At 64.1% G+C, this 11,927-nt stretch carries 9 protein-coding genes; 3 read left to right on the top strand and 6 right to left on the bottom strand.

Features of this window, described 5'->3' with window-relative positions:
• Nucleotides 1-3: 3 nt before the first annotated feature.
• Together EOA32_RS07690 and EOA32_RS07695 are read right to left on the bottom strand one after the other, a co-directional pair.
• On the bottom strand, nucleotides 4-1,161 hold the full coding sequence (locus tag EOA32_RS07690) for a CaiB/BaiF CoA-transferase family protein (RefSeq protein ID WP_128371371.1): 1,158 nt from the start codon (nucleotides 1,159-1,161) through the stop codon (nucleotides 4-6).
• Nucleotides 1,158-1,712, bottom strand: coding sequence for a MaoC family dehydratase (locus EOA32_RS07695; protein ID WP_095777219.1), 555 nt, complete (start codon nucleotides 1,710-1,712; stop codon nucleotides 1,158-1,160). Before EOA32_RS07695 ends, EOA32_RS07690 begins: the two co-directional genes overlap by 4 nt.
• Nucleotides 1,713-2,501: 789 nt before the next feature.
• On the opposite strand from EOA32_RS07695, the gene EOA32_RS07700 reads away from it, so the two are divergent.
• The gene (locus tag EOA32_RS07700) at nucleotides 2,502-3,098 is read left to right on the top strand and encodes a hypothetical protein (RefSeq protein ID WP_245499197.1); all 597 of its coding nucleotides are present in this window, start codon (nucleotides 2,502-2,504) and stop codon (nucleotides 3,096-3,098) included.
• Between the two features lie 25 nt (nucleotides 3,099-3,123).
• Here the strand turns inward: EOA32_RS07700 and EOA32_RS07705 are convergent, their stop codons facing one another.
• The 3 genes from EOA32_RS07705 to EOA32_RS07715 all read right to left on the bottom strand — a co-directional run bounded on the left by EOA32_RS07705 (nucleotide 3,124) and on the right by EOA32_RS07715 (nucleotide 8,006).
• Nucleotides 3,124-4,662, bottom strand: a complete 1,539-nt coding sequence (locus EOA32_RS07705) for a hypothetical protein (RefSeq protein ID WP_128371372.1) — start codon at nucleotides 4,660-4,662, stop codon at nucleotides 3,124-3,126.
• A gap of 66 nt (nucleotides 4,663-4,728) precedes the next feature.
• Nucleotides 4,729-5,835 (bottom strand): cellulase family glycosylhydrolase, encoded by a 1,107-nt coding sequence (locus EOA32_RS07710; protein WP_128371373.1) that lies wholly within the window; start codon nucleotides 5,833-5,835, stop codon nucleotides 4,729-4,731.
• Nucleotides 5,836-5,855: 20 nt separating this feature from the next.
• Nucleotides 5,856-8,006 carry a GumC family protein gene (locus EOA32_RS07715; RefSeq protein ID WP_128371374.1) on the bottom strand — a complete coding sequence of 717 codons (2,151 nt, stop codon included), beginning with the start codon at nucleotides 8,004-8,006 and terminating at the stop codon, nucleotides 5,856-5,858.
• Nucleotides 8,007-8,244: 238 nt separating this feature from the next.
• Between EOA32_RS07715 and EOA32_RS07720 the strand changes: the two genes are divergently transcribed.
• Both EOA32_RS07720 and EOA32_RS07725 read left to right on the top strand, forming a co-directional pair.
• Nucleotides 8,245-9,657, top strand: a complete 1,413-nt coding sequence (locus EOA32_RS07720) for a lipopolysaccharide biosynthesis protein (protein WP_128371375.1) — start codon at nucleotides 8,245-8,247, stop codon at nucleotides 9,655-9,657.
• A complete protein-coding gene (locus EOA32_RS07725; protein ID WP_128371376.1) occupies nucleotides 9,654-10,748 on the top strand; it encodes a glycosyltransferase family 4 protein in 1,095 nt (364 codons plus the stop codon). The genes EOA32_RS07720 and EOA32_RS07725 overlap by 4 nt, the downstream gene beginning before the upstream one ends.
• Here the strand turns inward: EOA32_RS07725 and EOA32_RS07730 are convergent.
• Nucleotides 10,734-11,846, bottom strand: coding sequence for a hypothetical protein (locus EOA32_RS07730; RefSeq protein WP_245499198.1), 1,113 nt, complete (start codon nucleotides 11,844-11,846; stop codon nucleotides 10,734-10,736). The genes EOA32_RS07725 and EOA32_RS07730 overlap by 15 nt on opposite strands.
• Nucleotides 11,847-11,927 lie beyond the last annotated feature (81 nt).

Below are 11,927 nucleotides of genomic sequence, written 5' to 3' on the forward strand. Positions count from 1 at the left end.
TCGTCACAGGCCGAACTCCTTGCGGATTTTTGCGCTGTGCTCGCCGACGCGCGGCGCCGCCTGCTCGACTTTGGCGCGCATGCCGTCGATCCTGAGCGGTGACCGGGTGGTGTCGATCGAAACACCGTCCTCGCGCGTCACGGTCTGCAGCAGGTCGAGCGCCTTGAAGCCGTCGCTTTCCAGCACCTCTTTCCAGTTCAGCACCTTCGCGCACCAGATGTCGGCGGGCTCGAGGATCGCCAGCCATTCGTCGACCGACTTCTGCGCGATGCGCTGCGCGATGATCGCCTTGATCTCGTCGCGCGCCGTGAACCAGGTCGCCGGCTGGTCGCGATAGGGCGCCAGCCCCTCGATCTCGAGCAGGTCGGCGAGCTTCGGGATCGGCGTCATGGCGATCGCCAGGAAGCCGTCCTTGGCCGGATAGACTCCGTAGGGCGCCGCCAGATAGGCGTGGGCGCTATGGAACGACGAACGGTGCGGCAGCCGCCGGCCGTCATTGAGATGCGTCGTCAGCACCTCGAACTGGAGGTCGATCAGCGCCTCGAACAGGCTGGTCTCGACATGGCCGCCCGCGCCGGTGATGCCGCGCCGGACCAGTGCTGCAAGGATGCCTTGCGCGCAGGCCGCGCCGGCCAGCATGTCGGCGATCGCAAGGCCGAACGGCACCGGACCCTGATCTTCGTCGCCGTTCAGCCACATGACGCCGGAGCGCGCCTGGGCAAGCAGGTCCTGGCCCGGACGCTTTACCCACGGTCCTTCCTCGCCATAGCCGCTGATCGAGGCGTAGACCAGGCGCGGATTGATCGTGCGCACATGCTCGTAATCGAGGCCGAGCCGCTCGATGACGCCGGGGCGGAAGTTCTGAATCAGCACGTCGGCCTTGGCGAGCAGCCCGCGCAGCGCTTTAAGGTCGTCGTCGTTCTTCAGATCGACCGCAAAGCTTTCCTTGGCACGGTTGATGGCGTGGAAGATGGTGGAATCACCACCGATCTCGGTGTCGCTTAGATAGAGCCGGCGCGACAGGTCGCCACCATCGGGCCGCTCGATCTTGATGACGCGGGCACCAAGGTCGAGGAGCCTCAGCGAGCAGTAAGGTCCCGACAGGAACTGGCTCATGTCGACGACGACAAGGCCGGACAGCGGCAGGTCGGCGACCATCATTGCTTCTCCGTCTTGCCGGCGAAGTCGGCCGGGTCCCTGTATTTCACCGTCTGCAGATGCTCGCAGTAGAGCACCAACTCGCCTTCGCCCTTGAACACTTCATAGCTGGCGCGGATCAGCCCCATGTCCTTGTAGCGGGGCTTCTTTTCCATGTTGGTGCGGATCGAATAGATGGTGTCGCCGATGAAGACCGGCTTGATGAAGCGGAGCTTGTCATAGCCGTAGGAAAAGGCATTGACGCAGTTGGTGGCGACTAGACCAAGCCCGGCCGAGAAAACGAAGGCGCCCGCCACGAGGCGCTTGCCGAAAATACCTTCGCGCTCGGCGAACATCTGGTCCTGCACATAAGGGTGGATGTCGAGCACCAGGGTGTTGAAGAGATGGCTGTCGCCTTCGGCCATAGTGCGCCGGAGCGAGCGGATTTTCTGACCGATCGGCCAATCCTCAAAGAACCAGTTTTCGGCATTCCATACCGGCAGCAGGGCGTGATCGGCCGGCATGTCGGCAGGGCAGGTCGAAGCGACGCCGACGGTAGGCGGGAAGCTGGTCATTGCGCTGTTCGTCCGCTCCGGGAGAATGGCCGCAGCTCCGGCAAGCGGGAGTCGGACGCGATCGATCCTCCAAATCTTCTTTTGTGAATACTATATTCACATATGAGATTTCGGCACAAGCCGGTCAGGTAGAAATTTTGCGCCTTGGCAGAACCGGCTCGCCGGCAGCGTGAAAGCGTAGCGAGCGCTTCGGCCGTGCCTCGCGGCGGAATGCATTTGCACTCCAGCGCAAGGGGTCGCGGCGGGCTAGGGCTGGTCAGAGCAGGTTCCATGTGACGGGTTTGCGAGAAATCCCGGGGAAGACATATTAGCTAATTGTACAAGCATTAACTGCCAAAAGGTTGTAAAGCTTGGCTTGCCGGTTGTACGGGCGCAGAGTGACGTAGCATCGCCAAACGGGTCAGTAAAATTGACTTCTGTGACGATGCAATTCGTTGGTAATCGATCGCCAAGGATAATACTGACTTCGGCGGCATCCAGTGCTTTTCTCTTGGGTCGACTATGGCGGTTCTCGGCGCATTCCCTCCCGGTATCGGTTGCCGGCCCTTCGACGAGAGGGATTGGGGAGGCGTGGCGGATTGCCTGCACCGAGGGTTTCCGGAGCGCAGCAGGAGCTATTGGATAGAAGCGCTGACCCGCCTGTCGCAGCGGCCCGCGGTCGCCGATTTTCCGCGATATGGGTTCGTCCTGGAGAAATCGGGCCGGATCGTCGGCGCGGTGCTTACGCTCTATGCCAGGCACAGAAGCCTGGAAGGCGATGAAATCCGCTGCAATCTCTCGAGCTGGTCCGTGGACGCGGAATTCCGGCCCTATGCCAGCCGGATGATCGCGACGGTTATCCTGCGCAAGGACGTGGTCTACACCAATATTTCTCCATCGCCCGGGACAGTGAGGCTCAACAAAGCCTTCAGTTTTCGCCTGTTTTCCGGCGGACAGATCGCCTTCTTGCCCATTCTGAACGGTATGCCGCGTCCGGACCGGGTGTTGGAAGCCCATGCGGACCTCGCCGAAATGGCTGAACTCACCGACAACGAAAGATACATATTGCTCGAGCACGCCGCGTTGGGCTGTCTTTCGCTGATCTGCGTCTGCGACGGTCTGGCGTTGCCGCTTGTTCTGAAGCCGCGCCGGATATTGCATGGCCTCGTGCCGTGCTGCCAGATCGTCTACTGCCGATCCCACGCGGATCTGGTCAGGTGCGCCGGGGTCGTGGGCCGCTTTCTCCTGCGGCGCGGACAACTGCTTTGCCTCGTCGATGCGATGGGGCCGGTTCCCGGTCTGTCCGGCAGGTATTTTCCGAACAAGGGAATCAAATATTTCAAGGGTCCGAAATCGCCTTCTCCGGGAGACCTGACGTTCACCGAAATGGTGCTGTTCGGTTCCTGAACGAAATCGCGAAGCCGGTCTGGAATCAGCCGATCCGAATCCAGCCCGCCGCTTCGGCTCTTGCCGCCGCGGCCATGCGCCAGCGTGTTCCCAGCGAGACGCCCACGAGCAGCAGACAGAAGGCGAGGGCAAGAGGGGAGTAGAACGCCTCCTCCTGCAATACGGCATTGGCCGAAATGGTGACGATGCCGACAAAGCCGAACAGGAAATCCGGGTCGCCGGTCTGGATAAGCTGCCGTCGCAATGCCACGGCCAGCGCCGCCAGGAAGCCGAAGAAGACGAGGCTCCCCACGCCCATCTGGTAAAGCATGACACCGACCGCGCTCTCGACCGGCACGGAGGCGGCGCCTTCGGCCTGGGCGGTCTGCCAGTTGAGATTGATGCTGGTGCTCGACAGGTTGCCGCCGAGACCCAAGCCCTGGCCGAGCGGATCGGCCAGGAAATCGCGCATGCCGGCAATCAGACCGAGGACGTGATAGTCGCCATGGGTGGCGCCATAGCCGATCGCCGCCGTCGTCCAGACCACGGCCAGGGCCATCGCGCCCATGAGCGCCAGACCGGCGCGGGAGGGGCTGTGGATCAGCCGCACGGCAATTGCGACGAAAAGCATGAAGGTCGCGCCCTTGGAGCCGATGACGAGCAGCAGCGGCAGAGCCGCGAGAGGCAGCACCCATCGTCCTTTGAAGAGCAGCCAGGCCGAAATGATGCTTAAGGCGTAAGCATAGCTGATCGGATGGAAGTTCGGGCCGCCGATGCGGAAGACGCTTGGCAGGATGTCGTTGAACAGGGGCGTGTTGAAGAAGGTCGTGGTCATCACGTCTTCGATCCCACGGTAAACGAAACCGGTTTCCTGAAGCGCTTTTTCCCACACGCCGGTCTCGACCTGCCGCGAGATGCTGCGCTCGACATATTGGTCGCCGTGGAACAGTCCGAGGAAATCCATGGTGAAGGTCAGTTCCGCATAGCCATAGACGATCGCGCCGGCGCCGAGCCACAGCATGCTCTTGCGCAGATCGACGGGATAAAGGCTGGCGGCGAGGACCGCGACGTGGAAGCAGGCGAGCGGCGTGATCGTGTTGCGGAAATAGACGACCGCGTCCTTGGGGTCGCCATGCACGACGCCGAGAGCGAAATAGAAACAAATCGTTCCGCACAGGACCATGCTCAGCAGCAGCCACGGGCGCAACTCGGTCAGCGCGCGGACGCGGTACTGAAATGAGGCGGCCAGGAAAATGCCGAACGCTGTCATCAGGATGATGAAGTTGGTGCCGCGCAGCGCGTCGAACGTGTCGTTGTCGGGAATGTAGGGGGTGAACCAGGCGACCACGAGGTTCTGAAAGAGAAAGGCGCAGATGATCAGCACCGGAACGCCCGCCGGCATCGCGTTCGAAACGATCAGCGTCAGCACGAATGTTGCGGCAATCCCGAACGGCGTCCACACGGCAAATGCGGAGACTGCCAGCGCAACGACAAGCAAGGCCGTGCCGACATGCAGCAAGGTTTCGGGCGTATCCCTGCCCGGCAAACCCAGTCTGACGGGCAAAGAGACCTGCGTCGTGCTCATCGCTGATCCGCTCCGCTCGTCACTTGTCCCAGCAAGCGTAGATGGCGCCTGTCGTCCATTTCCGGCCTAACCTCCAAGGAGCGCGGCAATCATCGAGCCGTCGAAGCCCTCGACGCTCTGCCTGCTCCTGATGAAGCCGAAGCCCTGATCGAGCTCCCAATAGGTCCATGCCACATGGTTCGCTTCAGCCGCCTTGCGCACGGCGCGCACCCAGGAGGCGCGGCTTTCTGCATCCACGCAGAAGTTGAGCACACCGAATTCGTTCAGCATGACCGGGCAGCCGTTGGTGGTGGACCAGCGCGCCAGATCGGCAAAATCGGAGCCGATCCGCGCGCCCGTCCAAGGCGCCGACAATTCCTCTTCAACGAGGTTGGCGGCTTCTTCGTCGCCGGCCGACCGCAGTTTGGAGATAAGCCGGCTCACCTGGGCCATTCCCTTGCTTGCGGGAAAGGGCAGGTCCGCGATGCGGGCGAGCGGCGAGGCATCCCAGGTCTCGCACTGGTGGGTGAAGGCCAGGGGGGCGTAATAGTGAACGGCGGCAATCTGGTTGTCGTCGGCGAGCGGCGGCGTGTCGGCGATTTCCCAGATGCCCTGAAACCGTGCCGGTCCCCAGACCAGCGTGTGGCGCGGACATTTCGCCCGCAGCGCCGCGGCGATCCGTTCCCGCAGCGCCAGCCAGGCGCTCCGTTCCATCGGGGGCTCGTTCAGCAGCTCGGGATAGACCCACTCCGCAGGCAGATCGGCAACGACGGCACGCAACGCCATCCAGGCCTGAAGCACTCTTCCTGCGGCCGCCTCGGCATCGTTTCGAAAAGCCGCCACGAGCTCGCCAGAAGGATGCATGTCGAGGAGGACCGAAAAGCCCAGCCCGACAAGATCCCTGATCCCGTTCTGGATGCGGCGAAGCGCTGCCGGGTCGCCGTTGGAGACGAGATCGCCGTTGACCGGCAGCCGGATCGTTTCGAAGCCTGATTGGCGCAGCTTCTCAAGCGTGGCCGTGGCGGGAGCAAGCCCATCGTTTCGGTCGAGCCATCCGGGAAGGTTGAAGCCGTGCGACGGAACGTGGCCGGCCGTCGCGAGCGCAGCGGATTGCGGCAGAGGGGAGGCCGCGAAAACGGCTCCGGCGGCAAAGGCCAGCGCCTGTCGCCTCGACACCTTGGGCGGCGATGTCATCGATGCACCGCCTCCACGGTCTAGCCCCGGGCGGCGGCGCTGCGGCGCTGCTCGCCGGCCGCTCGCGGACTGTCGATCGCCGCGGCTGGCCGCGCGTCAGCCGGCGCGACGACAAGAGTGGCACTGCGACCGATCTGGCCGGCACCGAATTTTTGCGCGAGCAGCCTGGCGGCTTCCGAAGGCTGCTCGGAGGGGCTGAGCGCCAGAAGCGCAAGATCGGCTTTGGCGAAGAGCTCCGGATTCCAGCCGTTCTCATTGAGCGAGGGCGCGATCACGAGCACGAAATCGAACGCGCTCCCGGCTTCGGCCAGAATGCCACGGAACGAGTTGCGATCGGCAACGCCAGGACTTTTTTCCGCCACTGAGCTGCACACGATCGCCTGCAGACCGGTCGCGCCATCGATGAACAATCCGGCGCCGTCTGTCGTCGCGCTGGACAGACGATCGCCAATTTCCACCATCAGCACGTTCTGATCGGCCCGTTGCATGCCTATGCCCAGCATCGCGCCCGCAATCCTTGCCTCGAAACTGCTGTGGATCGAAGACACGAGGATGACGAACGGTTTGCCGTGGTCGTTCAGGTGCAAGACCATCTGTCGCATGATCTTCAGGACGGCGAGCGACAGCGTTTCGTTTCCGGTCTGGAAGAGCTGTTTCCTGATCGCCTTGATGTTTGAATAGGCGGTCCCACCGGCGACGCCGGGCAGACGGTACTCGCCGAAATTGGCTGGCATCGGCAATGGCCGGGGGCTGACCGGCGCGCTGTCCTTACGGTCCACGACCGGCTGCGGCACGGCCGCCTTCGGCGCCTGCGGGTCCTCTTGCGGCTGCGGGACCGGACCAAGCGCCAGAGCGAGGCCGCATCCGGCGAGGAGCCCCAGAACGGCGCTCACCAAGAGAAGCAGGACCGGCTTCGGCCATGTCGGCTGGACAGGCGGCGAAGCCACGCCGATCTTGCGCGCTTCGGAAGTCTGCACGCCCTGCATCTGCGACGTTTCCTGCGCCCGCTTGAGATAGTCGTCGAGCACGGCGCGCGCCGCCTGGGCTTTCGATTCCAGCTGCCGCAGCTGTACCTGCGCGATGTTCGAATTCGTCGACTGTTGGCGCAAGGCTTCGAGCTTGTCCTGCAGCTTGCCGACATTCTGCACGGCGAGATCATAGCTGGCCTTCAACTGCTGCCTTATGCGATCCGCCTCGGCGGCCATCAGCCGCTTCAACCTATCCAGCTCGGACTGCAGCCGCCCGATGGTGGGGTGGCGCGGCCCGTACATGGTTTGCAGGCTGGCAAGCTCGGTGGCGCGCTGGTTGTAGTCGTCGCGCAATTTGATGGCCGAGGTGGACGTAAGAATATCCGCAAGCTTGGCGAGCCCGGCCGGCGAACTGCCCGCAGCCAGCGCCTGATTGTAGCGGTCCTTGGCCTGGTCGGCGTCGCCCTGGGCGGCGATCAGCTGCGTCGTCAGCTGATCGAGCTGCGACTGCAGCGTGCCGCCGTCCGTCGAATTGACGATATTGTGTTTCGTCTTGAAGTCTTCGACCGTCCGCTCGGCGTCGCTGACGTCCTTTTGCAGGCCGGAGATCCTGTCCGTGAGCAGCGTATTCACGTCGCTGTTGGCGCTTTCGCGTTCTCCCACCAGGCCTGCCCGGTACTGATCGACGATGGCATTGGCGATGCGCGCGGCCTTTTCCGGCGACGGCGACGTGAAGCTGACATTGATGACGTAGGTCAGCCCTTCGCGCTCGACAGAAACCTTGCTCTGGAAGCGCTTGAAGGCGGCGTCCTGAGGCGCGCTTGCGCCGGCTCCGAACAGACGTGAAGCAAGGCCGCCGCCGGCGAATTCCGGATCGCTGTCGAGCTTCTGGCTTTTGAAGACGGCGCCGAGCAGGTCTGGCGACTGGATGACGAAGACCTGGCTGGCGATAGCGGCGCTGTCGGAGCCGATCCCCGGAAGCACGTTGTTGAAATTGGTCGCGCGCGTGTCGCGGGGGTCGATCAGTATCGAGGCCGTTGCGGTATAGCTTGGTTTGGTTACCGCAAGATAGGAGAGCGCCAGCAGCACTGCCGCGCCGGCGATGGCAAGCACCATCACGCGTCGCGCCCAAAGGATGGCCCACACGGCACCTATGTCGAACAAGGGCGGAAGAGTGCGCTCGTCGATCCTGGCTGGCTTCATCGATTTTCCTCGTCGAGAGTCGCGACTTCACGACCTCACTCGTCTCCACAGTATTAAGGATTATCGTTAGCCATCCGTTAAGCTTGGCGGCGTGACGATGCGCTCGGCGCTGGCGATGCCGGTAACCATGCGAAGCGTTCGCGCTGGCGCGGTTGCGGCATTTTGCTTATGCAGGATCGGGTTTTGAGCGTCGTCGTAGGTGCGGGTAGCCCATCGCCGATCGTCTCAGGAGGCGAGGTTGAAGGACAATAAAGGGAACCGCGAGGCCGCCCCCGGGGCAGGGGCCAGCCCGGCGACCGACATGCGCATGTCGGTCACGGCGCTTGCCAAGAGCGGCGCCGTGGCCGGCATAATCAAGCTTGCCAGCGCGGGCCTGTCCTTCCTGATGTTCGTGGCCGTGGCGATGGCGACGAACGAACGCGAGTTCGGCCTTTACAGCGCTACCTATGCCGGCGCGAGCCTGGTTTCCTTCTTCGCTTCAGTGGGTCAGCAGAGCACCGTGCTCAGATTCTGGCCTCAATATGCCGGGCTGGGCGATCTCGGCTCGGCTCACGGGCTGATGGCGCGCGCCATCCTCGTGGCGCTGGCCGGGCTTGTCGGCACCAGCCTGCTCATCATCGTGGTGGGATTCCTGCCCTTCGTCGGCAGGGGAACGCCGGAATGGCTGCCGCTATGCGTGGCGGCGGCGGTGCTGTCGTTCTCGCTCGGCTGGTCGGAGTTTACCTCGGGCGCCTTCCGGGCCAAGAACGCGCTGATATCGGGCCTGCTGCCGCGGGACATCATTTGGCGCGCGACGACAATCGCCGCCGTTGCGGCGCTGCACTTCATGCAAGTGAAGATCGATGCGATCGCGGCGACATATCTGACGGCGCTGCTGCTCATCCTCTCGGTCGTCCCGCAAACAATTGTGCTGTTGCGCGACACAGCGCGGGCAGATCGCGGCGGTCTCACGGAAGGGCAAAAGCAGGAATTCAAGACGGTGACGCTTGGCCTGTGGGGCGTCACCTCGCTGCCGCCCGCGCTCGGCCAGGTCAGCACCCTGCTCGTGGCGATGATCCTCGGGCCAGAGGCGGCAGGCGCGATCTTCGTGGCGGACCGGACCACGCGCTTCGTGACCCTTGCCCTCAACGGCATCAACCAGGCGCTGGCGCCGCAGATATCGGCGGCCTTCTACAGCGGCGACAGGGCTCACGTTCAACGCATCACCAGCCTCGCCGCGCTTGGCGGCTCGGCCATTGCGCTGTGCGTGCTGGCGTCCTTCTGGATATTCGGCGACTTCATCCTGTCCATCTTCAATCCGGCCTATGCGACGCCGACCATGAGGGCGACGCTCGTCATCTTCGGCATCGGGGCGACGTTCGGCACCGCTTGCGGCCCGATCGAAGTCCTGTTGCAGTTGACGGGTCTGCAGCATGCGCTCTTCAAGGTGCTGGTCATCGTCAACGTTGTCGGACTTTGCGTGACGGCCGTCGCAACTTACTACTTCGGGTCCATAGGAGCGGCCCTCAGCATTGCCGGAACCGTCATCGCATGGACGGCTTTCGGGGTATTGATCGCCCGGCGCAGAATCGGCATCAACCCGTCGATCCTCGGCTTGTCCCTGGACAGGATCGGGCTGGTGCCTCATGCCCTCCTGAAAGGGCGCACGTGAAGATCGTCCAAGTGCAGACCCAGGCGGAGGCTGCGGGGGCGCAGCGGATCTCCGACATGGTGGGCGAGGGATTGCGGGCGCGCGGGCACGAGGTGCGCACCGTCTTCATGTACCGCAAGACCGAAGCCTACGACCGCGATCCCAATGTGGATTTCGTCCTGACGGATAGACCGCGCGGATTCCCCGGGCAGATCCGGGCGACCATCGGCCTGGCTCGATATCTGCGCGCGGCACGCCCCGACGCAGTCATCACTTACCAACACTATGGCAACATCTTCGGCACGATCGGCGCTCGGCTGGCGGGCGTCAGGCACATCGTCGCAAACCAAAGCGCCGCCCCGCAAAGCATCGGCGTCATGGGGCTGCTCTCCCAGATCGACAAGCTGATGGGCACGGTCGGCCTTTACCAGGCGAATGTCGTCAATTCCGGCTGGACGCAAGCGCAGTTCGATCGCTATCCGCGCTCCTATCGGCGGCGCATGCGTCGCATCGATCACGGCGTACCCGCGCCGGGCGAGGAATTCGACAAGGCAGCGGCGCGCGCCGCCTTCGGCCTGCCGCAGGACGTTTGGCTGGCCGTATCATCGGGCCGCCTGACGCGGATGAAGAACCAGATCGCGCTTGTCGGCGCGCTCGATCGACTGCCCGACGTCCACGTCGCGCTGGCAGGCGCCGGGCCGGAGCGCGAGGCGCTCGTCGCCTTTGCCGAAAGCCGCGGCGTGGCCGACCGCCCGCATCTCGTGGGCGAGGTTCCGCCGGCGCGCATCTTCGAATTCCTCGCGGCCGGCGATGCCTATGCGTTTGCCTCGATGACGGAGACCTTCGGCCTCGCCTGCGTCGAAGCCGCCATTTCCGGGCTGCCGGTCGTGGCGAGCAACCTCGACGTCTTGCGCGAGGTGCTGACCGCGGAGGACGGCTCTCCCGCCGCACTGTTCGTCGAGGCCGACGCTGCCGGCATGGCCAGGGGCCTTGGCGATCTGTTTGCGCGGCCGGAAGCCAAGGCCAGGCTTTCAGAGGCGGGACGGCGGCTGCGGGACAAGTATTCGCCGGCCAGGATGTGCGCGGGCTACGAGGCGCTACTGCTTGCCTGACCGCTTGCGCACGGCGGCGATCCCGTCGATCATTTCCAGGCGCCCGGCCCGATTGAGTGTGTGGATTTTCGGATAAGGAAAGTCGCCAGCCGCATCGATCGGCAGCGGCGGCGACAGCCGCACCGTCTGCTGGTTGAGTTCCAGCAACTCCGACAGGCCCAGCCCGCCGCCATAGCCCAACGTTCCGTCCTGGACCGGAAGAAGCACGCGGCCGTCGCGGTTGCGGACGAAGGCTCCGCCGGGGCGGGCCATGCGGTGGTCAATCAGGACCGGGTTCGCCGAATGCGGCCGCCACGGACCGGCAAGCGCGGGGGCGGAGAAAATCACCAGCGTGTCGGAAGTGCTACCATGGCCGTCACGATCCGTGGCGAACAGCCAGAGCATGCCTTCATGCTCGAACAAGGTGGCATCGGAAATCTCGCCTTCGACCAGCACGGTCTCGGCAAGCCAGCTGTCCGGGAAGCCCGCGGCGCGGTAGAGCGTGAGCTTGCCGCCGGCGCTCGCCTCCGGCAGCATCCAGATCGCTCCGTCGCGCTCGAATACCTGCGGGTAGGAGAGGTGGTGAGCCTCCTCAAGCACGACCCGAGGCTCGCCAGGAACGCCATCCGCATCAAACGGAACAACGGAAATGACCGCCTTTCCGGTCGCGTGCGGATAGTCCTCGACGAACACGAAGGGCTGACCCTGCCACCAGAAGGGGAACGGGTCGGCATAGAAATGATCGCCCGGGTCCGGCAGCACCGACCAGCCGGTGCCGAGCTTGCCGGTATCGGCGACGCCCAGGGCATCGGTAAAGCGATAGCCGACACGCCAATGCGCGTGGCGGAAGCGCGCGCGCCGAAGCGCTTCCCGGCCGAGCCGCGGCAGCGCCGAGCCGAGATAGGCGGATATGAACCCGTCTCGCTCGCCACGACCTTGGATTTCAGCCGCTGCCTCTCGTGGCAGCCGGTCCGCCGCGAACGCGCGGGTGACCGACTGAACCAGAGTAATGGCACGGGCGAACACGTCCTCGGTGCCGAGTGCGGTGGATTCCCGCGTGTCGACCATGGGCCGCGCCTGGCCGACCACCGTCTTCCTGTCGAGCACGGCCTCGATCACCGGGAGCCTGCCGGCCGCGACGGCAATTGCAGCCGAGAGATCGGCGCTGGATCCGTCGAAACGAAGGCCGATGGTGGGAAC

Origin of the sequence: Mesorhizobium sp. M1A.F.Ca.ET.072.01.1.1 (assembly GCF_004023325.1) — a bacterium.
GTDB lineage: Bacteria > Pseudomonadota > Alphaproteobacteria > Rhizobiales > Rhizobiaceae > Mesorhizobium.